General features: G+C 48.4%; 20 protein-coding genes. 8 read left to right on the top strand and 12 right to left on the bottom strand.

Going from position 1 to position 23648, the window contains the following annotated elements; all coding sequences use genetic code 11:
- Positions 1 to 832: 832 nt before the first annotated feature.
- Together AC1RR2_RS13875 and AC1RR2_RS13880 are read right to left on the bottom strand one after the other, a co-directional pair.
- On the bottom strand, positions 833 to 1078 hold the full coding sequence (locus AC1RR2_RS13875; protein ID WP_493222855.1) for a DUF3297 family protein: 246 nt from the start codon (positions 1076 to 1078) through the stop codon (positions 833 to 835).
- 58 nt (positions 1079 to 1136) lie between these two features.
- Positions 1137 to 1967: a tRNA-uridine aminocarboxypropyltransferase gene (locus AC1RR2_RS13880; protein WP_493222856.1), complete on the bottom strand. Its 831-nt coding sequence runs from the start codon at positions 1965 to 1967 to the stop codon at positions 1137 to 1139.
- A 615-nt stretch (positions 1968 to 2582) separates the two neighbouring features.
- Here AC1RR2_RS13880 and AC1RR2_RS13885 point away from each other — a divergent pair.
- From AC1RR2_RS13885 to AC1RR2_RS13895, 3 genes are all read left to right on the top strand, one after another.
- Positions 2583 to 3602, top strand: a complete 1020-nt coding sequence (locus tag AC1RR2_RS13885) for a glucokinase (RefSeq protein WP_493222857.1) — start codon at positions 2583 to 2585, stop codon at positions 3600 to 3602.
- 83 nt (positions 3603 to 3685) lie between these two features.
- Entirely contained in the window at positions 3686 to 4693 is a 1008-nt protein-coding gene (locus AC1RR2_RS13890) for a glycosylasparaginase (RefSeq protein WP_493222858.1), read from the top strand.
- A gap of 27 nt (positions 4694 to 4720) precedes the next feature.
- The gene (locus tag AC1RR2_RS13895) at positions 4721 to 5458 is read left to right on the top strand and encodes a copper homeostasis protein CutC (protein WP_493222859.1); all 738 of its coding nucleotides are present in this window, start codon (positions 4721 to 4723) and stop codon (positions 5456 to 5458) included.
- 296 nt (positions 5459 to 5754) lie between these two features.
- Here the strand turns inward: AC1RR2_RS13895 and AC1RR2_RS13900 are convergent, their stop codons facing one another.
- The 3 genes from AC1RR2_RS13900 to AC1RR2_RS13910 all read right to left on the bottom strand — a co-directional run bounded on the left by AC1RR2_RS13900 (position 5755) and on the right by AC1RR2_RS13910 (position 8297).
- A complete protein-coding gene (locus AC1RR2_RS13900; RefSeq protein ID WP_493222860.1) occupies positions 5755 to 6378 on the bottom strand; it encodes a glutathione S-transferase in 624 nt (207 codons plus the stop codon).
- Between the two features lie 302 nt (positions 6379 to 6680).
- Positions 6681 to 7130 (bottom strand): ExbD/TolR family protein, encoded by a 450-nt coding sequence (locus AC1RR2_RS13905; RefSeq protein ID WP_493222861.1) that lies wholly within the window; start codon positions 7128 to 7130, stop codon positions 6681 to 6683.
- Between the two features lie 255 nt (positions 7131 to 7385).
- Complete coding sequence (locus AC1RR2_RS13910) at positions 7386 to 8297, bottom strand: LysR family transcriptional regulator (RefSeq protein ID WP_493222936.1); 912 nt, start codon at positions 8295 to 8297, stop codon at positions 7386 to 7388.
- A gap of 178 nt (positions 8298 to 8475) precedes the next feature.
- Between AC1RR2_RS13910 and AC1RR2_RS13915 the strand changes: the two genes are divergently transcribed.
- Positions 8476 to 9852: an MFS transporter gene (locus AC1RR2_RS13915; RefSeq protein ID WP_493222862.1), complete on the top strand. Its 1377-nt coding sequence runs from the start codon at positions 8476 to 8478 to the stop codon at positions 9850 to 9852.
- Positions 9853 to 9991: 139 nt separating this feature from the next.
- On the opposite strand, the gene AC1RR2_RS13920 is transcribed toward AC1RR2_RS13915, so the two are convergent.
- The 4 genes from AC1RR2_RS13920 to AC1RR2_RS13935 form a co-directional block, all read right to left on the bottom strand.
- Entirely contained in the window at positions 9992 to 10372 is a 381-nt protein-coding gene (locus AC1RR2_RS13920; RefSeq protein WP_493222863.1) for a DUF2188 domain-containing protein, read from the bottom strand.
- Positions 10373 to 10608: 236 nt separating this feature from the next.
- Positions 10609 to 10902, bottom strand: a complete 294-nt coding sequence (locus AC1RR2_RS13925) for a KTSC domain-containing protein (RefSeq protein ID WP_493222864.1) — start codon at positions 10900 to 10902, stop codon at positions 10609 to 10611.
- A gap of 67 nt (positions 10903 to 10969) precedes the next feature.
- Entirely contained in the window at positions 10970 to 11974 is a 1005-nt protein-coding gene (locus AC1RR2_RS13930) for a GNAT family N-acetyltransferase (RefSeq protein ID WP_493222865.1), read from the bottom strand.
- A gap of 57 nt (positions 11975 to 12031) precedes the next feature.
- Positions 12032 to 12286, bottom strand: a complete 255-nt coding sequence (locus AC1RR2_RS13935; RefSeq protein WP_493222866.1) for a CBU_0592 family membrane protein — start codon at positions 12284 to 12286, stop codon at positions 12032 to 12034.
- Positions 12287 to 12434: 148 nt separating this feature from the next.
- Here AC1RR2_RS13935 and AC1RR2_RS13940 point away from each other — a divergent pair, with 148 nt between their 5' ends.
- The gene (locus AC1RR2_RS13940; RefSeq protein WP_493222867.1) at positions 12435 to 13328 is read left to right on the top strand and encodes a LysR family transcriptional regulator; all 894 of its coding nucleotides are present in this window, start codon (positions 12435 to 12437) and stop codon (positions 13326 to 13328) included.
- A 9-nt stretch (positions 13329 to 13337) separates the two neighbouring features.
- On the opposite strand, the gene aroQ is transcribed toward AC1RR2_RS13940, so the two are convergent.
- The 3 genes from aroQ to AC1RR2_RS13955 form a co-directional block, all read right to left on the bottom strand.
- Positions 13338 to 14606, bottom strand: coding sequence for a gamma subclass chorismate mutase AroQ (gene aroQ / locus AC1RR2_RS13945; protein ID WP_493222868.1), 1269 nt, complete (start codon positions 14604 to 14606; stop codon positions 13338 to 13340).
- A 297-nt stretch (positions 14607 to 14903) separates the two neighbouring features.
- Positions 14904 to 15602: a DUF3334 family protein gene (locus tag AC1RR2_RS13950; RefSeq protein ID WP_493222869.1), complete on the bottom strand. Its 699-nt coding sequence runs from the start codon at positions 15600 to 15602 to the stop codon at positions 14904 to 14906.
- 562 nt (positions 15603 to 16164) lie between these two features.
- On the bottom strand, positions 16165 to 19770 hold the full coding sequence (locus AC1RR2_RS13955; RefSeq protein ID WP_493222870.1) for an indolepyruvate ferredoxin oxidoreductase family protein: 3606 nt from the start codon (positions 19768 to 19770) through the stop codon (positions 16165 to 16167).
- Between the two features lie 368 nt (positions 19771 to 20138).
- Between AC1RR2_RS13955 and AC1RR2_RS13960 the strand changes: the two genes are divergently transcribed.
- From AC1RR2_RS13960 to AC1RR2_RS13970, 3 genes are all read left to right on the top strand, one after another.
- Positions 20139 to 21761 carry a methyl-accepting chemotaxis protein gene (locus AC1RR2_RS13960; RefSeq protein WP_493222871.1) on the top strand — a complete coding sequence of 541 codons (1623 nt, stop codon included), beginning with the start codon at positions 20139 to 20141 and terminating at the stop codon, positions 21759 to 21761.
- Between the two features lie 285 nt (positions 21762 to 22046).
- The gene (dapF, locus tag AC1RR2_RS13965) at positions 22047 to 22898 is read left to right on the top strand and encodes a diaminopimelate epimerase (RefSeq protein ID WP_493222872.1); all 852 of its coding nucleotides are present in this window, start codon (positions 22047 to 22049) and stop codon (positions 22896 to 22898) included.
- A gap of 77 nt (positions 22899 to 22975) precedes the next feature.
- On the top strand, positions 22976 to 23647 hold the full coding sequence (locus AC1RR2_RS13970) for a DUF484 family protein (RefSeq protein ID WP_493222937.1): 672 nt from the start codon (positions 22976 to 22978) through the stop codon (positions 23645 to 23647).
- Position 23648: the final 1 nt, after the last annotated feature.

The raw sequence follows: 23648 nt of genomic DNA on the forward strand, positions 1-23648 counted from the left end.
AATAGTCGCTGAAGTATTCCCTAAGCAAGCTTATTTCACAAGTAAATTTATGAAGACTAATATCAAGAGAATTGACGCAGTAAAGAAAGAGTCGTTTTTTGACCCAAAATCGATGTGACTACGACTTGCTGTGTGCAAGCTCGGCTTGGGCTGTTAAGGTGTGTCGAATTGAGCGGGTACTGTCTAGTCGTGATGTAGCGGCCGCTTTTTTGAGAAAATATTGAAACTCATTAACGTCATGCTGGATCAAGTCCGGCATGACGATTGTCTATCTGATTTACATCCTTGATATAGCTTCTGAATAGTCACGATTCCTATTCATCGCTCTTCTAGCTAACGCGTAGCAAAAATAACGCTGAGCTACCCGGAACTGCGCGCAACGTACTTTAATCGAATTGCGAATGGTTACAAATTCTGGCTATAGAAATACCTAAATGCGCAGTTTTCTTGTCGAGCGTTCTGTTAAACATCTGCGCTCCCTTTGGTATTCTTTCTTCGAGAAATCCGATTTCGCAGTCTTCCTAGTGTCGGTGTTTGTTTTCGGCTCCCGTGCTGAACAGTTGGATCAATTGACTTTACTCGCAAACCTTTAATGCCTGAACAAATGATTAGAACCCCGATAACGAGCCAAATCCATGCGTTTATATATGCAGCATACGGGCCAAAAAAGTATTTCAATGTGGCATAAAAAGATCGCGTCTTCCAGCGTCCGAATGCAGGTAAATCGTTGCTCAACACCTGAGCAATACCAAAACTTAAAAAAAGGAACCCCAATACGATAAGACCAGATGCAAAAATTTTCTGCTTAATCATATTGATGTTTAACACTAATCTATTTATAAAACGGTTCCACAGTACCTTTAACTTTGATCATCATAGGCATACCTTTGCGATCTAAGGTTTTGCCGGCGGGCACGGTAATCCAGCCTTCGCTGATGCAGTATTCTTCTACGCTCAAACGCTCTTTGCCGTTGAGCAAGATGCCGACATCGTGATTAAAGATTTCGGCGACATAGTATTTGCTGCGAGGATCGACAGAGAGGCGATCTGGGAATGCTGGTTTTGTGGTGTCGCTCATGATGGGTTCCTAAAAAATTGATAAAGCGCTAGCCAAAACAGGTCAAGCGTCAAAGTCGCTAGTTTATCGGTTTTTGTGGAGAAATTGTTTGTTCAAGCGTAGCAGTTTGCCTGTTGAGCGCGCTTAGTTCGCGTAATCGCTGATGCACTTCATCCTCGGTATCGAGTTTGATTTGCTGCTTGGCGCGCAAATAATGATCGGTAAACACGTCCAGATAGGCCGCTAATGTCTGCGCGGCTAGCGTGTCGCCCGCCAGTGCCAAACAGATCGCGGCGACTTCCGACGTGCATAAATGATCGTCTCGGCGCGAGCGGCGTAAGCGATAGCGTGAAACTTGATCGGGTGCCAGGCTCAAGACAGGAAATTGATTGAGGTAGGGGCTTTTATTAAAAATTTTGCGCGCTTCCGGCCAAGTGGCGTCTAACAAAATAAACAAGGGCCGTTTGGCGACGGTGACTTTGCTTACTGTATCCGGCGCTGAGTCGGAGCTTTGATCCGGTATTAATTCCATGACCACGCGCTCAGGCGCAACGAATTCACCAGGAAACACCACATACGGTTGCCATTGTGGATCGGCTAACAATTCTAGTAACGCAGGCTCCACCGTCGTACGCGCCCAGCCAAACGCCGTGGTATCGGGAATGACATCGGCAATCAGCCAACCGGTATTGCTGGGTTTGAGCGTTTCATGTTCTGCCATCAATAAGCAAATGCCAGCGCGGCTGGTCACGATGGTACGGAAATCACAAAAACAATGGCTCAGAATCAAGCGGCATCCAGCGCAACGTTCGCCATGCGGTCCGCCTCGCGCCAGGAAGGGGCGAGTGCTTCTTACTAAACGAGCAGAGCGCAAACGGGAAACAGCATGAGGAGGCAAAGTGGTGGTCATGTGAAATGCTATTGATATTAATGATTTGATGCTGCTCGCTGTGCGCGAAGCACCAAAGAAAACCGGGAGTCCAGTATTGTAGTGCATAAGCAAGCATCCGCTCCGCCTTGGCCTTGGTTTCTGTTAGGTACATCGACGTGACGGTGCGCACAAGAAACTACCTGCCAAATTTAAAAAATCCTCAAAACCCCTCAACGCCGAGGCGCTAAGAAAAACGAAAGTAGAGAAAAATAGTAGCAATTCCACTTTACCTCTCAACTAAGAACTGAGAGATTAGAGAAAAATCGAGTAAATTTTGGCATTTCTCGGCGCTTCTCTGCGTCTCAGCGTCTCGGCGTTGAGGGGTTTTGACCTTTTTCGATTGCGTCAATAAGTATTTAGATGGGACAGTCCTGCGGTGGGTACAGCGCGCGCAACTAAATGTCGTTTTCGATAGGAGCAATTTGTTTAGTTTGAAAAAGCTAAACACTTGCAAAGTGCGTTAAGTTCCAGTCGATTTCTGGTTAAAGGAAATTAAAATCCGCTACACTCGATAAAATCAGCACATCAAAACTAGCGCATCAAACTCACTAAGTTAAACCCAGTGAGTGCGGTGCGCATAAAGGAGACAGCGCTTTGGCCGCAATCCATCAACAGACCACGCAACAAAATCAGCACGCCCAACAAGTTGTGGTCGCTGACATTGGCGGTACCTATGCACGTCTGGCGATCGCCTCATTTCAGTCCGAGCCTGGACGCTCGCCCATTATCGAATTAAACGCGTTCGAAAAAATCCTCTGCAGCGATTTTGCCAGTCTGACGGATTTGTTTCTACATTATCAATCACTACATTCCAACTCGATTCCTCTGGATAGGGTCATCGCGATCGCCGCACCTATAGTCGCGAATGATGTAGTGGCGCAGGCCAATTTGCCTTGGACGGTACGACATCGTGATCTGCAACAAGCGTTCCCAACGGTGCAAACTACCTTGCTAAATGACTTCGTCGCTTTGGCTCATGCGGTACCGACGATCGACGAGAGTGGGGCGACCTTATTGTGTGGGACAGTGACTGACTTGATGGCGGGGCCGGTATTAGTCATAGGACCAGGCACTGGTTTTGGTGCTGCTATCTGGTTACCCGGTTCACCTTCGCAAGTCCTAGCCAGCGAAGCCGGGCATGCGGCATTAGCACCCACGAATGAGATAGAAAATGCGATTTTGCAGCGACTGCAGCAACGTTGGTCGCATGTTGATAATGAAAGAATTTTGTCGGGTCCTGGTCTGGTCAATTGTTACCAGGCTTTGTGCGAACTCTCAGCTCAAGAGCCGCATTTGCAAACACCGGCTGAGATTACGCTAGCCGCTATGCAAGTACAAGACCCTATTGCCCAGCAAAGTCTGTCTGTCTTTTGTGCTTGGCTGGGCAGCGTGGCGGCAGATTTGAGTATAGTGATGGGTGCTAAACGCGTGTTGTTGGCGGGTGGAATTCCAGCACAGATACTGCCATTTTTGCAGCGTAGCGATTTCGCCGCACGTTTCCAAGATAAGGGTGTCATGGCTCCGGTAGTAGCCGCGATTCCGGTACAGGTGATTGATCACGGCCAGCTCGCGCTGCTCGGAGCTGCACAATGGTATTTAGAAAAACAGTCTTAGTTTACCGTTCTTATTCAGCTCAAAATGAGCTCAAAATGAGTCCAAAACCAATTTAAAAATCAAACCATAAGAAGTGAGTCAATATGATTTCTCGTCGTGATTGGATGAAAAGCGCGCTGGCCTCAGGCACCGCTTTAGTGCTGCCAAGTGCAGCCTTTGCGTTAAACAATGCTTCATTACAAAAAACTGGGGCAAAAGTGGTCTCGACTTGGGATTTTGGCGTGGGAGCCAATCATGCTGCATGGAATGTGCTAAGACAATCCGGCTCAGCACTGGATGCGGTAGAACGTGGCGCGAACTGGGCAGAAAGCGAATTGTGCAATTCCACCGTCGGACATTGTGGCAATCCTGATCGTGATGGTTATCTGACCTTGGATGCCAGCATTATGGACGGCGATGGACGCTGTGGTTCGGTCGCTGCTTTAGAAGATATCCTGCATCCGATTTCGGTAGCACGGCGCGTGATGGAAAAAACCCCGCATGTAATGTTGGTCGGCGCGGGTGCGCAACAGTTTGCGATAGAGCAGGGCTTTGAAAAGAAATTCTTACTGACCGATACCGCGAAACAAGCCTGGCAAGAATGGAAAAAGACCTCGTCCTATCAACCCAAGATGAATGTTGAACGACACTCTGGCGCATTACCGGGAGATAAGAGCAATCATGATACCTTGGGCATGTTGGCGATAGACCAAAGCGGTAAATTAGCCGGTGCTTGCACCACTAGCGGCATGGCGTGGAAACTCCGAGGCAGGGTGGGCGATAGTCCCGTGATAGGTGCCGGCCTTTACGTTGACAATGAGGTTGGCGCCGCGACTGCTTCTGGCGTGGGTGAAGAAATGATACGCAATGCGGCCAGTTTTTTAGTGGTAGAGATGATGCGTCAGGGTAAATCGCCACAAGAGGCGTGCTTAGCCGCTTTAGAGCGTATCGTGAAGAAACGCGAAGAAGCCAGTAAAAATTTACAGGTATGTTTACTTGCGCTCAATAAGCACGGCGAAGTCGGCGCTTTTGCTTTGCATAAGGGCTTTGTGTACGCGGTCTGTGACCACGATAAAGACGCACGTTTGTTAGATGCGCGTTCGGTGTTTTAAGCCAGATGTTCAGAGAGCAGAACTACCATGAGTCAAAAAGTCATTGTTGAAATCGCCGCTAATTCTTATCAGTCCGCTGTGCTAGCACAGCGCGGTGGTGCCGACCGCGTTGAACTGTGTGAGTTTCTTGAAGGTGGCGGTGTGACGCCCTCGTATGGAACGATAGGCTTAACACGTGATAAATTGCAGATTCCTATCCATGTCTTAATTCGCCCACGCACCGGTGATTTTTGCTACAACCTAGATGAGTGCGAAATCATGCTGCGTGATATCGAAAATTGTCGCCGACTAGGCTGTGACGGTGTGGTGATCGGTGCGCTGGATTTTTTAGGAAAAATTGATCGCTTTACAGCAAAACAATTGATTACGGCCGCCGGCGATATGCGTGTTATTTTTCATCGCGCTTTCGACTGCTGTACTACACCGAATGAGGCTTTTGATACCTTGAAAAGCTTGGGCGTCCACGGTGTATTGACCTCGGGCAGGGCCACTTCTGCAGTGCAAGGCAAAGTACTTATTTCCCACTATGTCAATCAAGCGCCGATCGCATTTGAAGTCATCGCAGGTGCCGGTGTCAACGCTAATAATGTCGCCCAGCTTATTACGGACAGCGCTGTTCATGCTGTACACGCATCGGCTAAAGAGCTGCATACTTCCGCCGCAAGCATGCATTCGATCGCCGGACTGAACGGCGATTATTGGCAAAGTAGTCTAGATCTGGTGCGTGAATTGGTCAACGCGGTGAATACAGTCAAGATGCCTTAAGTCTGTCTTCGCTGCTTATGCGCCAGATTGATGGATAAAAAAATACTCGCAAGCTGTGCGAGTATTTTTTCTAGCTCCATTTGCTTTAACCGAGATTCCATTAGGCGCGCCGAAGGCGCTATTTGAGTGCCGAGGGCGCATTTTCGGTCATTTTTGTTGCTCTTCGTTGCCAATAGCTCGCTATTGGCGCCTCATTCGCACCAAAACTGCCTCGAAAAATGCATCCCTCGTCATCTCAAATCCTAATGGAAAATCTCGGTTTAAGCGACTATTGAAACGGTGCGGCTATTTATTGCTCACTTCGCAGAAAACTTCGCATAGTAGGCGACGACTTCTGGCAATTCAGCGATGCGTTTCATATGCGCATTCAATGCGGGGGCGACTTTTTCTACTAAGTCTGTCGGTACGTGATCGAGACGACCCGAATTCAAAGTACGCACGTCGATAAATACTTTTAAATCCGCAACGGTCAGACGATTGTCTGCGAAATACTGACCACCGTGCGCCAACAATTGTTTTTCCAACCAGGCCAGATATACCGGCATAGAACCGTTGACCAGCGCCAGGCGTGCTGCTTTTTGCTCTTCGCCCGTCATGCGGAAAGTGGGGCCGAGTTTGACGCCCGCTTCTTCCACCACATACATGACTTCGTCACATAAAAGCGCCTGATAGGCATCATTCGGATACAGACCTGCGAGCTTGCCTGCATAGCGCAATATAGAGTCGCATTGGGTAATTTGCACACCATCGACTTCTAATACTGGCACCTGAGCAAACGGTGTATTTTTGCGCACCTCAGCAAATTCAGGATAGCTAAAACGATGATCGTCAAACGCGAGACCGCCTAAAGCTAAGGCTAGACGAACTGGTTCGCCGCGGCCGCCATGGAAATCGAAATAAGTAAGTTTGAGTTGAGGCATGATGTTTTCCTGTGAGTGTGAGCGCCTTAGTTCAGCGCGAAAAAATAAGGAGAAATCGGACAGCGGCGGCCATCATATCATGCCTATTTTTTCTCTTCAGGAGCCGAGGCCCCTGCACAAGCTGCGGTGCTCGCTGTGCTGCTCAATTCAAACTTCGACCGCTCGCTACGCTCGTGCCGAGGTCTCGATGTTGATGAGGTCATTGATTAGTATAAAAAAACCGTGCGGTCTTCTAGTAGTAATACTGATGCAACACGCTATCGAGGCACTTACTTCGTCTTATGCCACTAAAAGTTCAAACTTTATTTAGGCATAAATTGTTCGCTACCGATAATACCTAAAGATTTGATGCCACGAGTTTGTGCCGATGCTAATACCCCTGCGACATTCTTATACGCAGCCAGTCTATGTGCGAACAATTGCACTTCAGCTTGTGTCGCCATTTTCGCTAAGGCATCAAATTTACTATCGAGCTGCGAACGATCTAATACCTCGCCGTTCCAACTCAGCGTGCCATCAAAATCCACATCGACACGCACAACTTGAGGCTTGGCACAATCGCCAGTGCAGGCGCTGGGCATATTTAGCGTCACCGCATTATTTGCGATAGGTAAGGTCATGATGAACATGATGATTAGCACCAGCAGGACATCAATCATTGGCGTCATATTCATATCCAGCATCGGTTCTGATTGTGTCGCTACCGGCGTAGCAGAATGGGTGGGAGCGAGTTGGCGTTTGCTAAGTTCCATGACAATATCCTTTCGATTGCTTTATTGAGAAATCAGACAAAGTGCAAATACTGAGGACTACAGCGATAGTGCTAGAGCTAACTAATGATGAATGAGGGTGGATAAGTGGGTGATAGAAGGGAAGAATTTCGCAAAGAAAAATTGAAAAACGAAAGTAAACCTCCTTGCTCTCAATATGGACGATCAGCGTGCAGAATTCAAGGACGAATTTGCTTTATACAAAAATTGAGCGGCTAAGCAAGAAGGGCATTAGTCTTAAGGCAGCTTGCAAGTCGCCAACACCAATTCACGCAACCAACGGTGTGCTGGATCAGCTTGCATGCGTGGATGCCAAATTAAGGCGACGCTGATCTCAGGCATAGAAAATGGTAAGGCGAAGCTATGCATCCCATCGCGCAAATTACCTGTATGACGTTCAGGTACGCTTGCAATCAGGTCGCTTGCGCGTGCCAGCGCCAGCGCCGTAGAAAAACCAGCGACGATGGTGCAGATGTCTCTCTCTATGCCTAGGTCTTGTAGGGAGGAATCAACTGGACCGGAGACAATGCCTTTACGCGAAATACCGATGTGCTGGCTGGCTAAATATCGCCTGAGTGTGATTTTTCTTGCCACCCTGTTAGTCTGAACCAGCAAAGGGTGATCCAAGCGCATCACACCGATAAATCGATCTTTGAATAGTGCCTGCGTCCGTAATTCAGGACTCATCTTTGAGGTGATGACGCCCGTTTCCAAATCAACTTTGCCTTCGCGTAGTAATTGACTGTCTTTATCTGGTTTGGGCAGGAAACATAAGCGCACACCAGGTGCTTGTGCCTGCACGCGCTGAATTAATCTCGCACCAAAATTCTCAACAAAACCTTCACTACAGCGCAAAGTAAAGGAGCGTTGTAAGTGTGCCAGATCTGGCGCGCGGGCAGGGCGCAATACGACTTCTGCGGCTTGCACCAATTGACTGACTTGTTCACGCAATTCCAGCGCTCTTGGCGTCGCCACCAAACCGCGACCAGCGCGTACCAATAAAGGATCGCCCGTCGTTTTACGCAAACGCGCCAATGCCCTGCTCATCGCAGAAGGACTCAAATGCAAACGCCGTGCAGCTTTCGCCACACTGCCTTCGCTTAGTACCGCATCGAGTGTGATCAGTAAATTGAAATCGGGTGTCGTCATGCAGTGATTGTAACGCTGATTATTCGAACTATAGCGTGGCATGCACGAATAAAGTGCAAATGCTGCGTCTTCCGCCAAGTAAATGTCCGGCGTAAGCTAGGTGTATTCAGTTGGTGGAGAAGCGACCTCTGCTGTAGCCCATCCTTGATCCAACAAAAACACCAAGACCTACTAAAAAATGAATTCTGAAAGCATCAAAAACTACGCCATATTAGCGACGCTAAGTTTCAGTATCTTGCTGTCATCTCTTAGCACCAGTATCGCCAATGTCGGCTTACCCAACCTGGCGCAACATTTTCACGCCAGTATGCAAGCGGTGCAATGGGTGGTGCTCGCGTATCTGTTGGCGATCACCACATTGATCGTCAGCGCAGGGCGTTTGGGTGATCTAATCGGGCGACGCCGTTTGCTTTTATCTGGGTTGATAATCTTTACCATCGCTTCCGCTCTGTGTGCTATCGCTTCCAATTTATGGTTCTTAATCGTAGCGCGTGCTCTGCAAGGTATCGGCGCTGCAACCATGATGGCGCTTGCCATGGCGATGGTCAGCGAAGCACTACCTAAACAAAAAACCGGCAGTGCGATGGGATTGCTAGGCAGTATGTCAGCTGTCGGCACGGCGCTTGGACCAACGCTAGGTGGACTCTTGATTAGCGGCTTTGGTTGGCAAGCGATTTTCGTTATCAATATTCCATTCAGTTTGTTGATATGGCTGCTTGCCTATCGCTGCTTACCCGCAGACCAGCAGACGGAAAGGCAAGCAGGTGTGGCATTTGACTACCTAGGTAGTCTATTGCTGGTGTTTGGCCTTGGAACTTACGCATTGGCGATGAGCTCGTGGCGCGGCAGCTTTCATTGGCCAAATGCGGTTTTGCTACTTGTGGCATGCATAGGACTTGTTCTGTTTGTGGGTGTGCAAAGTCGTAGCTCGGCACCGCTAATTCCTCTGAGTCTGTTCAGTCAGCCTGAGCTCAGCGTCGGTTTTGCCATGAGCGCCCTAGTCACTACCGTGGTCATGGCGACGCTGGTCGTTGGGCCATTTTATCTTGAGGGAAATTTTAATTTGGATACGGCACATATAGGTTTAGTGATGTCATCAGGTCCCATAGTCGCGGCGCTCACAGGTCTGCCTGCTGGACGTTTGGTTGATCGTTTTGGTGCAATAAAAATGTGCGGCGTCGGGTTAGTCGTCATGCTCTTTGGTAGTGCGACTTTAGGCATCCTGGCGGGCCGTTTTGGCCTTATTGCTTATATCGTGCCACTAGTGCTGATGACTGCGGGTTACGCATTATTTCAAGCGGCTAACAATGCGGCTGTGATGAATAGTAGCGCAACTGCACAGCGCGGCTTGATTGCTGGCATGCTCAACCTAGCCCGCAATCTCGGCCTGATCACCGGTGCTTCATTGATGGGCAGCCTTTTTGCTGCTGGTAGCCTGAGCCATACTTCGACACCTGACACCATAGGCGGCTTGCGAGTCACATTCGCAGTGGCGACTGGATTGATACTGGTGGCCTTACTGCTTGCATGGTTCGTAAGAATGCGGCGTACTTAGTCAAACGGGAAACTCTCGGTCATTGAATTCGTCAGTTTGCGACTAAAGGAAGCATTGCTGAGGTTACCCATCAAGACGGCGATTTAATATTGAATCATTTGTTGAGCAATTGATCTGACTATATTGATTGACTTTGATTCTATTTTTCCTTTTTCGCTGGTTCTATACTTTGGCTATTTTGGTGGTCTACATTGGCATCGACCATTTCAGGCGCGACCTCAATACGTGTGATGCCGGAGTTCACCGAAATCGGATCGCTGGAAGGAAAACTCATTTCCAATGCATCGTCGAGCAAGGTCTCTTTCGCGTTTTCTTTGGCAGTTTTTTCATTCGGCTCTACGGCTAATTCTATGCGCGAGCCAGGCTTGGATTTAGAGATGTCGGTGGCATAATCGAAAGCCTTGTCTCTCGTCTTAAAGCTTGCGAGCGGTGTCTGAGTACCCGTTTCGTTCACCTCCCACTGCGTCTCACTGACTTGTCGTATTTGAATAAGGACACCACTTTTCGGGTCAATTTCCATGCTTGTCTCCTGTCATTATTGAATATGATGAAAAGGCAGCATGCACCGAAATGTCGATCTCGTTTGTTCGTTGGCGTACAAAAAATGGCTTTTCTATGGGATTGGTCTAGCGCGGGAGGCGGGTAACAAGGAGGAAAGGTACCCGATATTCGGGGTGAATATCCGTGACAGACATCAATAATTTGCGATACTCTGCAGCAAATTGAGTAAGTTCACGGCGAAAATGAATGCGAAATCTAAATACTATCTTTGTCATCCCTAGGCTTAAATAAATCTTCCAGCGCTGAACGGCTGATAGAAGAAGCAGTGCGCGCTACACCACGCTGACCATGAAATTCTTCTTCGATATTGTCGCGATAAAAACTCCAGGCGGTACTGGAAGAAGCCGTCGACAAGCGCCGCCATACTTCTTGTCCGACGCCGGTATAGTCTATCGCTGTGCCGTCATCTAGCTCCACCCGCAGCCGACGCTCGCTGACGTCATAACCGATAGCGCGCAGTTTGCCTGCGTTGATGCGTTTCATGTCCATGCGGATCCTCCTTTAGCTATCATTGCAATGGATTTTAATTGATTGCGATGATAACTAGAAGAGGGTGTTAACAAACAGACGTAATGCGTTTCTGCATGACCACATCGCGTAAACTTGCCTGTCCCAGAACTATATCAATCAAGGCGCACGGTTCATATGACCATTTTTCATAAAAGCGCTGCGCTCGTTGATTGTGCTCCCATACCGTGAGATAAATGCCATCGTGTTTTCTGCTTGCCGCTTCCAGCACGCATCTTTCCATCAAGCTGGCACCGACCCCTAACCCTAAATAGTCTTGCTTGCAATACAGTCGTCTGAGTTTGATAGGATTATTCAGTTGCACACCGGTCGTACTTTGATGGACTTCCATTTTCGCATAACCGACCGCCAGGCCTGCGTGTTCTGCTAACAGAAAAAAAGCCTGCTCATCGGCTAATTGGGCAGCCAAGTTGGAGACTGTAAACTCTGCTTTCAAATAGCTGGCGAGATCGTCAGCGGGCATTTGCGGATACACAGAAAACGCATCGTGAAAAGTTTCTTTACCGAGCAGCGCGAGTAGCTCAGCATCATCCGCACTGGCGAAGCGTATTTGAATCCCGGCGCTCTTCTCATGCGCCATGTTGGCTAGTTTTTTTTCAAAGCAAACACTGTTTGTCACGCCTTCATATTGACCATAATTGGGGATAATGTGGTAGCCACTTCTTTGATATAGGCGTATCGCTTCTAATTGTTTGACACCAGTCTCAAGCAGGCATTTTTTGTGGCCTAATTGTGCCGCCCAATTTTCTAATTCCTTCAATATAGTCGAGGCGACGCCTTGCCCACGCGCACTTGGCGCGACATACATACGCTTTACTTCCATCACCTCGGCCGTATAATTCTTGAGCGCACCGCAGCCAATAGCTGTATCGCCATCGTAAGCCACGACTACATATTTCAAGCCATCCGATTTGTTATATTGAGCGTAAAACGCATGTTCATCACCATCCGTGATGGCCAGATAGCGATCTAGCTCTACCACCAGTTGTTGAAAGTCGGTATTGTTTGAATCGCTGCGTTTTAAAGTAATCATGTCTTTTTCTCTCATCTCAAATTGCTCAATTCAGTTCACTTAATTCAATTCACCTAACTACGTTCGTGCAACAAGCGCCAGTACCGTCATGAATAAATAAACGCCATTCAAAAACGTATTCGCAAACGCTTGTTTTTTATAGGTGTAATAAATCAGGCAGCAACACCCAACTACATTCATCAACAAAAATGGCAGAGAAGTGCTGGCTAAGAGTTGTTGCGTATTTAGGCCATAAGCAATCAAGCACACTATCCCACCGCCCCAGCCTAAGCTATTCAAGTATTTATCTTGTGTTGTCTGATGTGTTTCCATACTCATTCCTCTATTCCAGATTCGGCAGTAATTTGTGTCGCCGTCGAAGACGTAATTTACGCTTCTGTTTAATGCGTAAAAATGCTAAATTCGAGTTAATTAATGCGAAAAATGAGTTAATTAATCAAATTTGGCGGGCAGCGCAGCGATGAACCTTCAACAAATCCAATACTTTCTAGCCTTGGCCGATGAATTACATTTTTGGAAAACCTCCGAAAAAGTCTTCATCACTCAATCGGCGCTGAGCCGGCATATCAAGAGCATGGAGCAGGAGCTCGGTTTTGATTTGTTTGAACGTGATAAGCGCAATGTCAAACTCACCCCAGCCGGTGAATTTTTACGCGATCAATATGCCAAACTGCTAGCCGACTATGAGAGCGTGACACGCCGCGCCAGTCTGATCGCGTCAGGAGAAGTCGGCGCGATACGCATAGGATTTCCGGCCTCAATTACCTTTTCAGTATTACCCGATCTGCTGCTGGCCTTACATCAAAAGCATCCCCATATCGTGGCGCAAATGATAGAAGTTGATGCCAATGATGTTGATCCATTCTTGTTGGCGCATCGCATCGATATCGCTTTTAATCGTGAATCGGCAAAAGCTAAAGATTTAACATCGAGTCATCTGATGACAGAAAATTTTGCGCTGGTAGTGCCTGCTGATCACCGTTTTGCCAACAAACGCGAACTCAAACTGCAGGACCTATACAAACTCAAAGGCGAAGAATTTGTGTTACCTGCACTGGCGGGTAAAAGTGAACATGCTTCACAATTGCGTGCAATTTTTCAAGAAGCGGGCTTCGATCCTATCATTCATGTCGAATCTGATTTTGGCGTCGCCTTATTGGGTCTGGTCGCCAAAGGCTTAGGCATCTCTATCATGCCGATCTCTTACTCACACCATTTGAAGCACGAAGTCCATTTCATCAAAATTCCACCGACCTCCGATCTCTTAGCACTCTGGCGCGAGGGTGACGCAAATCCAGCTTTGCAGATTTTTTTGGAAGTGATCGCGGAGTTTGATTTTGAGCTGAAACCTTAAGCAATTGATTTAAAACGCACTGCCATCAATTAAGGGCTTGATCGCTAGAGTCACTGCATCTGTACTTAATTTTGTGTCGTTTAATTTCTGCATAGCTTGGGCAATTCTTGGCTGTTCATGAGCATCGACTAGAGCTGGCCAAGTCAAAGCCAATTGTCGCAAAATTTGTGTGGTGAGTTGATCTAATTGTGGGCGAATCACGGCATCTAAGTTTGGCACATGATCGAACTTGCCTTGGTGCTGAGATTGCCAGCGCACAAAGTGTTCGCGCTGAATTTGTTTAGCCGCTTCAATTTGGGCACGGAAGAAATGCTCCGCCCATGTCGCTGGTATGCCTAGGGATAAAGCTTGTTGCTGCAAAGACGCGATAATTTTTTGTTCTCGTGGAAGATCTTCAATCGCACTTTGTTGATTCCATTTATGTCGTGCCACATCTTCCATCATGGACAGACGTCGCGCCATCAGATCACGTAGTTCATTAACTTGTATCGCACTCGGGCTTGCTTGCGGCCATGGATGGCGCAACCATTTTTCTAGCTTGTCAGTGAGTTTGCTTTGCCCTAAGTAAGACTGCAACCAACGATCAACGTAGGCTTTCCATACCGCGTCTTGCGGTAGCAGATAGGCTTTTTCCGATACGTTAAACGGCGCCTCGGGATGCACAGCACACAAGTTAGTTTTGAGTTGCTGTTGCAAACGTGCTTCGACCGCATCGGTGATCATTAAATCCACTTTACCCTCGACGATCTGATCGAAGATGTGATTGTTATCGGGATAAACAATAATCTGCGCTCGCTGCAAATTTGCCCGCGCAAAAGTCTCATTGGTGCCACCCGGATTTACCACCACCCGCACATCTGGCTGATCGATCTGCGCCAAGCTTTGAAAACGCGCTTGATTCATGCACAAAGTTATCGGTGTCTTCCCATCTTGCAAATAGGCGACTGAGAACATCGCCAATTTCTGGCGCGCAACTGAGATCGACACCCCACTCATGGCTACATCAAAACGATCCTGCGTCAGATCACTCATCAGGGTAGGCCAGGAGGTCGGTACCAGTTCTAACTTCACTCCAAGTTCATTCGCCAAAGCCTGCGCCATTTCTATATCAAAGCCTATGTAGGGACTATTCGCATTAGTGCGGTAACTGAAAGGTTTGTAGTCGCCGGTAGTGCCAACGCGCAGAGTGTTACGGGTTTGGATTTGTTCGAGCCGGGTCGATGCGTTTCCAGTCGTTTGTGCTTTGGATATGGCTCCATACAATAGTGTGAGACTCAATACAAGTACGATGTAAACAATTCGCATGGGATTAGTTGCGTGAAGGAGTTAGTGAAATAGGCCAGGCAATTTAGAGACTTCAGCACATCCTATTGCGCGACCGAATTTTGAGTCTGCTATTTGCAAATGCGTCGCTGTGCGCTGGGTCAACAGGCCCTAGCACAGATGCGCTTTTCGGCTCAAACTTCGACCGCTCGCTACGGTTGTGTAGAGGCCTCATTGTAATCCGTTTGACATAAAAAAAGCCCAACTGAATGTCGGGCTTTTATCCGGTAAAAGTGCATTAGCGCCTACGTCTTACATCCCCAAAGATCGCAATAGTTCATCGCTATCATCATCGCCAGCAGGAGGAGCAGCTGGTGCAGGCGCGCCCTTGGCCTGATCTGCCTGTTCCATGTCCAGAAGTGCGTCGGGATCTAACACTTCGCTAGTATCGAAGTCATGCAGTTTGATGAATTCGGTGCGGTCTATGGCCAGTTCGAGGTAGAAGATGTTGTTACTTTCGGTGAAGAAGGAGACGCGGCGGATTTCTGGGCGATCCAGTGGGGTGTCCACGCTGAGCATAACTTGCTTGTTGAGCACCAGCATTTTAGGTTGATTTTGCGTGATGTTGGTTTGCAGCTCGCGGCGGATTTTGCCTGTGAAGTCGCCGACGATCTGATTCATCAGTTCACCCAAAATATTTGAGACTTCATCAGAAGTGAAGGCGGAGGCGAGCTCGGATTTTGGCATACCCATGCTGAGCATGTATTTCTCGTAGATTTCCAGCGCGGCAGAACCAGAGAAATTTAATACCACCAAGCCCGAGAAACCGCCGTCAAATAAGACGAAGCAGCCTATGTCCGGCTTCAGGCCAATTTTGGTAATGCGCTGTACCATCGCGGAATAGTGGATTTTCGTTTGCGTCGCTACGTGTAATACGCGTGTGACCGAATTGCATAAACCCGTCAACAGGTCTTCGGTTCCATATACGACACCGTTTTCGTCCTTGCCCATAACCAACTCCTAAAAAATTCTTTAAAAAATGACGCTGATCTTCGCCATAGTTGGCGTGATATTTTGTCTATTGATGATTTGTTTGGCAAGCCTTGTCGCTGAATTGAGCATTTGTTCAACAATTTGCCCAATTGCTTACTCATTAAGCAAGCTGCATACCGAATAAGAATAGACATCAGAGGGAATAGTGAAAGAATATTCCTTTGGGGCACTTGCCGTCTAGTTGTTTCATGTTTTCTGTGCGGTTTGTCGCGTGCTGGCGCAAAGTTGGCTTTGTTCTGTTGTTCAAACGATCCTAGGGCTGCTCAAGCATGAGTCAATCTTAGCTTATTGAGCTGAAGAGAAAATTGTTGAAAAACCGGTACGATGAAGAATTAATAGGACTTACGCAAAATTGCGCTGGCTAGGCGGAGAGCCGAAGACAGTACAATTGTGCGGCGAGGCGAATCCAACGACGCCAGAGTCTGTTTTGCGTAAGTCCTAATTAAGGAGGAGGGGCAGAGTAACCCCCCCAGCAAGGATAAAGAGGAGGGGGTTATTTGCTTAAATGATATTTACTTGCTTAGGCAGCTTGTTTTGCTTTTGCCATTTTGAACTCTGCCAACAACTTCGCTTCTTTTTCCTTCGCTGCTTTGAAGTGACGTTCTTTCACATGGCCATAGCCGCGGATATCTTCAGGGATGCTGGCGATAGCGACCAGCGTAGCTAAATTATCTGCGTTCAATTGCGCTAACAACTGGCTGATGGTTTGTTTGTACTCAACTGGCAAAGCGCGTTCCATGCGACGTTCTTCGGTATAACCGAAGATGTCGAAAGTACCGCCGCGCAGAGACTTGAAGCTGGCTAACAAGCCAAATGCCTTCATCATCCATGGGCCAAATTGCTGCTTGATCAAGTGACCTTTGTCATCACGCTTGGCAAATAGTGGTGGCGCTAAGTGGAAGTTGATGGCGTAGTCGCCTTCAAACATGTCGGCAATTTTCTTTTGGAATTTGCCATCGGTGTACAGGCGGGCGACTTCATACTCGTCCTTGTAGGCCATTAGCTTAAACAAATACTTAGCGACGGCTTCGGTCAGACGTAAGGCTTTACCATCGACCACTTTGTTTTCGGCTGCTTTGACCTGAGCGACAAAATCGCTATAGGTTTGTGCATAGGCAGCGTTTTGGTAGTCCGTCAAAAATGCCACGCGTTTGGCAATCGTGTCTTCCAAACTTGGTGCGCGTTTTAATTCGATGACGGTGGCCGGTGTAGTCAAGCGTTGTACGGCGGCTAAATCATTGGCTGCAACGCGCCCCCAGTTGAAGGCTTGTTTGTTGAAGTCAATTTGTACGCCATTTAATTCTATGGCGCGCATCAGCGCCGCTTCAGACAAAGGCACCCAGCCTTTTTGCCATGAATAACCGAGCATGAACATATTGGCGGCGATACTGTCGCCCATCAATGCCGTGGCGATAGTAGTTGCGTCCACCATATCAACTCGGTCGTTGCCGCAGGCTTTACGGATTTCTGCTTCGGCAGAACCCGCCGGGAATTGCCAGTTTGGATTCTTGATGAAAGTCGCGGTCGGGCTGCTGCTGGCATTGATCGCGCCTTGGGTGCGGCCTTCGCCCATACGAGACACGGCATCTTTGCCCGCGGTGACGATCAAATCGCAACCGATGACCAAATCCGCCATGCCGGTACCAACACGGGTTGATTGTATGTCTTCAGCCTTGTCCGCCAAACGCACGTGTGACATCACCGCGCCGCCTTTTTGCGCCAAACCTGTCATGTCGAGCACCGAGCAGGATTTACCTTGCAGATGCGCAGCCATAGCCATGATTTGGCCGATGGTGATGACGCCAGTACCGCCGACGCCAGTGACGATGACGCCGTACGGTGTTGTCGTACTTGGTAATACTGGCGCTGGTAAACTCGTCACGTCAAAAGCACCGCCTGCTTCGATTTTCGCTTTGGCAGGCTTCTTCAATTTGCCGCCTTCAACGGTGACAAAGCTAGGGCAGAAACCATTCACGCAGGAATAATCCTTATTGCATGAAGATTGATTAATCTGACGCTTGCGACCAAATTCGGTTTCCAAAGGCTCTACCGACAAGCAATTAGATTGCACACTGCAATCGCCACAACCTTCGCAGACCGCTTCGTTGATAACGGCGCGTTTGGCAGGATCAGGGAAACCTGGCTTGCCGTCCTTGCCGATTTTTTTCCGGCGGCGACGTTTTTCTGATGCACAGGTTTGGTCGTAGATCATGGCGGAAACGCCTTTGCATTCGCGCAATTCGCGTTGCACCGCATCGAGTTCACTGCGGTGGCGTACGGTAACGCCCTCGGCCCACGGATAGCCTGCTGGATATTTTTCGGGTTCGTCAGTGACTACGATAATCGGTGTCACACCTTCGGCTGCGATCTGGCGTGAAATCATGCCCGGATCAAGTGGGCCATCAAATTCCTGACCACCCGTCATGGCGACGGCGTCGTTAAACAGTATCTTGTACGTCATATTCACGTGGCCGGAGACCGCGGCGCGAATTGCTAACAAACCAGAGTGATAGTAAGTACCGTCACCCAGATTGGAGAACACATGCTGCTCGGTCGTGAACGGTGCAGCACCGACCCAAGTTACACCTTCACCGCCCATGTGCGTGAAGGTAGTTGATTCTCTGTCCATCCAGGTCACCATATAGTGACAGCCGATACCCGCTAAGGCGCGGCTACCTTCGGGTACTTTGGTGGACGTATTGTGCGGACAGCCTGAACAGAAATGCGGAATACGATCTTTGTTCGCGTCGGGTTTGGATACAGAATTTAATGCCGCTTCTTTCGCCTCTAAATAAGCGACACGCTCTTTAACTTGTTGCTCAACTGGATGTCCGGCGAAATAGCGACTGATACGGGATGCAATCGCGCGGGCTATTTGGGCTGGGCTCAGTTCGTAAGTCGCCGGTAATAGCCATTCGCCATGCCCGCTGCCTTTGATATTGGTCCATTCGCCGGTGTCGTCGAATTTACCGACTACGCGTGGACGGACTTTTTCTTCCCAGTGATACAGCTCTTCTTTTAAAGCGTATTCGAGAATCTGACGTTTTTCTTCAACGACTAGAATTTCCTCCAAGCCAGTCGCGAATTCACGCACACCGTCAGATTCTAAAGGCCAGGTCATACCGATTTTGTATAAACGGATGCCGATGTCTTTGGCAACTTGTTCATCAATGCCCAAATCCGCTAAGGCTTGGCGTGTATCTAGGTAGGATTTGCCAGCGGTGATAATACCGATTTTGGCAGCTGGGCTATCCCAGATGATTTGATTGAGTTTATTGGCACGCGCATAGGCTAATGCGGCATACCATTTGTAGTTATTCATGCGCGTTTCTTGCGCCAGCACGGGATCGGGTGTGCGGATATGCACGCCGTCAGCAGGCAATGTGAAGTCGGTAGGTATAACAGGCTTCACGCGATCAGGATCGATGTCCACTACGCAGCCGGATTCTACGATGTCGGTCACGCATTTCATAGAAACCCACAGGCCGGTATAGCGCGACATGGCGATACCGTGCAGGCCGTAGTCTAGGTATTCTTGTACGGTTGCTGGGTATAAGACAGGAATACCGCAGGCTTTCAAAATATGTTCACTTTGATGCGCGGCCGTAGATGATTTGGCCGCATGATCGTCACCCGCGATGACTAAGACACCTCCGTGAGGTGAGGTGCCCGCCAGATTCGCATGTTTGAATACGTCGCCGCAACGATCTACGCCTGGGCCCTTGCCGTACCAGACGCCGAAAACGCCGTCGTATTTTGCGCCCGGGAACAGATTGACTTGTTGCGTGCCCCAAACCGAGGTCGCGGCTAAGTCTTCGTTCACGCCGGGGTGAAAAGTGACGTGGTATTTCGCCAGATGTTTTTTCGCCTTGGCCGCTGTGGTATCGACAGCACCCAGTGGTGAGCCGCGATAGCCAGTCAGAAAACCAGCGGTATTTAAACCGGCTTTTTCATCTGCCTGGCGTTGCAACATGGTCAGACGTATCAAGGCCTGAGTACCGGTCATAAAGGCGCGGCCACGTTCCAATGTGTATTTATCGTCTAGGGAAATATTCGTGTTGATTGATGCGTCACCACTTGCATCAACTAATGAATTTTGCTCTGCCTTATTACTAGGTGAGTTCATGCTGCCTCCATGTTTATTTTATTGGGCTAGTGTTGCCTGAGACATTCAAAGGATGATGCGAACTTGTGATTACATCATACGCCGAATGCTTAAAAAACGAGCATAGGTTTTCTCAAGGACACCTATACTTTGCAAGGGCAGCACAGTACCACGCGTCATTATGCCTCCCCATGCACAGTCACCTTCAAAAAGACCGGTACAGTATGGCTGACAATTGCGTGAAGTGTACTGGTTTAAAAAGCAATAGACCCTAGATTGGCATAAATCAAATTTCATGCATTAAAAAATCTTAATCTTTTGAATAGCCAAGAAAAATCTGCGAGAATGAATTGCCATTTCCAATTTGGAAAACAGGGAGACCAGACGATATGAGACCTAGCTCGAATCAATTCTCACCACGCCTGATGCGGCTTGGTTTTCTGCTCATGAGCCGTCTTGGCTTGGCATCAAAATTGATGGCGATGCTGGTAGGCGTACTGATACTCCTCGTGGTGTTTGGCGGACTATTATTTAATCATTATCGCAGTCAGGCTCAAACCGCAGCTTCGGCAGTACAGACCTTAAGGACAGCGCAAGTCGATCAAATAGCTAAGCTTGAGGCCGAGGTTCAGCATAATAATCGTATGGCGACTAGCGTCGTTTTATCCACGAGTTTGGTGTTACTTCTTCATTTGTATTTGGTCTGGTGCTTCTACTTACATTTATTGCGCGCCGTTGGTGATTTGAAGGATGCGACGCAAGCGGTGGCGTCTGGTGATCTGACAAAGGAACTAAAAATTCATGGTCGCGACGATCTGGCGCAGACCATGCAGGCAATGGATAAAGCCAATTTTAATTTGTCTGCCCTGGTCGCCAATGTGCGCACCAATGCCAGTATGGTGGCCGAATTGGGTGAGGAATTGTCGGGTGGTATTCGTGATATGGCACAACGTACTGAGCAACAAGCGGCCAGTCTGTTGAATACCTCGCAACGCGTAGATAGTTTGAATCTGACTGTCCAAGACAATGCGGTGAAAGCAAAATCGGTAGACAATTTGGCGTCAAATGTACGTCTAATCGCAGAAACCGGTAATGAAACCATGCGAGCCGCTGTCGATACCATGCAAGGTATACAGAATAGTGCATTGAAAGTGCATGAAATTGTCAGCATGATCGATAAGATCGCTTTTCAAACTGATATCCTCGCTTTAAATGCGGCAGTAGAGGCGGCGCATGCGGGTGAGCAAGGCCGGGGTTTTGCGGTGGTTGCCAACGAAGTCCGTGGTCTGGCGCAGCGCACCGCCGAGTCTGCGCGACAAATCCGGTACTTGATTGATGACTCGGTGCAAAGAGTAGGAACCGGTGTTGAACAGATTCATCAGGTGAACGTCACCTTGAGTGATATCGTCGATGGCATACGCCATCTTGCGGGCGATATTAAGGCGATCGCTACCGCCTCCAGTGAGCAAAGTGAGAGTTTGTCGCAGATCACACAGGCGGTGCAAGAATTAGACGACATTACTAAGAGCAATACGGAAATGGCGGAGCAGGCAAAATCCGCTTCGACTGAGTTGGAAGCTCGTGCCGCTAAGTTGACTGCGGTCGTGTCGGCCTTTCGCTTGCGTCAAGGGACGGCGGATGAGGCGCATGTCTTGGTCAAAAAAGCGATGGCCTTATTTAAGCTACGTGGCATGAGCGTGTTGGAGCTGATTACTGTGGATGCAGGCAAAGCCTTTGCTGACCGCGACATGTATGTCTTTGCCTTCGACCGACACGGCCAATATCGCGCTTTTGCAGGTAATCGCAGCAAATTGTCGGTAAATCTATTCAATGTACCCGGTTTAGATGGCAAAAAGCTGGTCGCGGACGCCTTCGATTTGCCCGCGAAAGGTGGCTGGGTCGATTATGCGATTGAAAATCCTTTGCTAAATCGTGTCGAATGGAAAACCTCGTATCTGGAAAGAATTAGTGAGGATATCGTTTTAGGTTGTGGTGTGTATAAATCGGTTTGATTCCGTTTGATTTAGTTTGATTCTGTTTGACTCCCGTAGTGGCACCATATCCATCGTTTTCTGTTTATGGCTGTGCATCGCAATGGCAAGACCATCCACTTAATGAGAATAACTAGATTGACAGAACGATGGGGGAAAGTGATTTTTTTGATTTCCCTCTTTGTACCTTCTCGCTTTTCTTAGTGTCTCTGTGTTGAGTGGTTTTTACTTTTTTCTTCATGTGATCGTCCTAGCTGCTGAGGTTTTTACACGTCTTTCACGCCTTGATCGCGCTATAATCTGAGCATGAAACTTAAATTTACCAAGATGCATGGCGCGGGCAATGATTTTGTTGTCATAGACGCTATCAACCAACACATAGACTTTAGTCCGGCGCAATGGCGCGCCTTGGCAGACCGCCGCTTTGGCATTGGTGCCGATCAAATCTTAGTGGTCGAAGCAGCGCCTGTCGCTGATATCGATTTTCGTTATCGTATCTTCAATGCTGATGGTGGCGAAGTTGAGCAATGCGGTAATGGCTCGCGTGCTTTTGTCCGCTTTGTAATTGATAAAGGTTTAACCACTAAGTCTAAAATCCGTGTGCAGACCATGTCCGGCGTGATTGAGCCAGAAATTGGGGTAGATGGTCGGATTACAGTGAATATGGGTGTGCCGGATTTTGATCCGTCAGCATCGGCATTTCAGACGCAAGATCTAAATGCCCGACAAGAAGGGGCCGCGACCATCTGGGCTTTACCGCTGGCGGAATCTGCGGCGCAAATTAGCTGTGTTTCTATGGGCAATCCCCATGCCGTGCAAGTCGTAAGCGATGTAGAACAATATCCAGTATTAATCGAAGGTCCGCAAATTGAGTTGCATCCGCGTTTTGAAAAACGAGTCAATGCCGGATTTATGCAAATCAATGATGAGCACCATGTGCAATTGCGTGTGTACGAACGTGGTGCTGGCGAGACATTGGCCTGTGGCACCGGCGCTTGTGCGGCAGTAGTTGCGGGCATACACCGTGGCCTATTGCAGTCACCGGTCGAGGTCAAAATGCATGGGGGCGATTTGCAAATTGCCTGGGCTGGCGAGGCTCAGCCAGTATTTCTCAGCGGCCCAGCTGTGAGCGTGTTTGAGGGTGAAATTGATATTTAAAATGGTGCTCTGACAATTTGCTAAGCGTGTGGATGTTTGCTTTGCACCTGGCCTTTCAACCTATACAGAATCTAAAAATAGTAAAACAAATGAATACCAACGATATCGCAGATTATTTAGTCCAACACCCGCACTTTTTTGAAGAACATGCCGAATTGTTGGCGAAGATTAAGCTCACCAGTCCTGTTATGGGACGTTCGATTTCGCTGCAAGAACGGCAGATGGAAATCGTCCGTGAAAAGCTCAAAGTCCTGGAGTTACGTCTATCCGATTTGATGCGCGTGGCGCAGGAGAATGACGCCATCAGCGATAAGTTTCAAACCTGGACCCGTGGTTTGCTGCTAGCACGCAATGACGTTGATTTGCCCTACATACTGACTAAAAGCATGCAAGATATATTCAACTTGCCGCATGCGACTTTGCGCTTATGGGGCGTGACGGAAGACGTACAACATACCTGGTTCGCAGTGCCCGCCAGTGAAGATGTGCAGTTATTTGCCAAAGGCTTGAGCAAACCTTATTGCGGTCAAAATCATGATTTTGAAGCCGCAGCCTGGTTGGAGTCAGATGATGCAATTACGTCAGTGGCGATGCTGCCGTTGCGTTTGGCTGAAGACGATGTGACCTTTGGACTCTTGATCTTAGGTTCGCCTGACGCTAGCCGCTTCACTAAAGAGATGGCGACCGATTTTTTGACAAAAATTGCCGATACCGCGAGCGCTGCCTTAAGTTGCATGATTGATTGTTGAA

The sequence above is a fragment of the Undibacterium sp. GW821-FHT11H02 genome (genome assembly GCF_058808015.1).

Bases quoted from the DNA above. Each gene is read 5' to 3' on its own strand.
- dapF (WP_493222872.1), top strand. From the start codon at position 22,047: ATGAAACTTAAATTTACCAAGATGCATGGCGCGGGCAATGATTTTGTT.
- AC1RR2_RS13940 (WP_493222867.1), top strand. From the start codon at position 12,435: ATGAACCTTCAACAAATCCAATACTTTCTAGCCTTGGCCGATGAATTA.
- AC1RR2_RS13960 (WP_493222871.1), top strand. From the start codon at position 20,139: ATGAGACCTAGCTCGAATCAATTCTCACCACGCCTGATGCGGCTTGGT.
- AC1RR2_RS13905 (WP_493222861.1), bottom strand. From the start codon at position 7,130: ATGGAACTTAGCAAACGCCAACTCGCTCCCACCCATTCTGCTACGCCG.
- AC1RR2_RS13920 (WP_493222863.1), bottom strand. From the start codon at position 10,372: ATGGAAATTGACCCGAAAAGTGGTGTCCTTATTCAAATACGACAAGTC.
- AC1RR2_RS13955 (WP_493222870.1), bottom strand. From the start codon at position 19,770: ATGAACTCACCTAGTAATAAGGCAGAGCAAAATTCATTAGTTGATGCA.
- AC1RR2_RS13930 (WP_493222865.1), bottom strand. From the start codon at position 11,974: ATGATTACTTTAAAACGCAGCGATTCAAACAATACCGACTTTCAACAA.
- AC1RR2_RS13925 (WP_493222864.1), bottom strand. From the start codon at position 10,902: ATGGACATGAAACGCATCAACGCAGGCAAACTGCGCGCTATCGGTTAT.
- AC1RR2_RS13910 (WP_493222936.1), bottom strand. From the start codon at position 8,297: ATGACGACACCCGATTTCAATTTACTGATCACACTCGATGCGGTACTA.
- AC1RR2_RS13895 (WP_493222859.1), top strand. From the start codon at position 4,721: ATGAGTCAAAAAGTCATTGTTGAAATCGCCGCTAATTCTTATCAGTCC.
- AC1RR2_RS13935 (WP_493222866.1), bottom strand. From the start codon at position 12,286: ATGGAAACACATCAGACAACACAAGATAAATACTTGAATAGCTTAGGC.
- AC1RR2_RS13880 (WP_493222856.1), bottom strand. From the start codon at position 1,967: ATGACCACCACTTTGCCTCCTCATGCTGTTTCCCGTTTGCGCTCTGCT.
- AC1RR2_RS13875 (WP_493222855.1), bottom strand. From the start codon at position 1,078: ATGAGCGACACCACAAAACCAGCATTCCCAGATCGCCTCTCTGTCGAT.
- AC1RR2_RS13890 (WP_493222858.1), top strand. From the start codon at position 3,686: ATGATTTCTCGTCGTGATTGGATGAAAAGCGCGCTGGCCTCAGGCACC.
- AC1RR2_RS13900 (WP_493222860.1), bottom strand. From the start codon at position 6,378: ATGCCTCAACTCAAACTTACTTATTTCGATTTCCATGGCGGCCGCGGC.
- AC1RR2_RS13915 (WP_493222862.1), top strand. From the start codon at position 8,476: ATGAATTCTGAAAGCATCAAAAACTACGCCATATTAGCGACGCTAAGT.
- AC1RR2_RS13950 (WP_493222869.1), bottom strand. From the start codon at position 15,602: ATGGGCAAGGACGAAAACGGTGTCGTATATGGAACCGAAGACCTGTTG.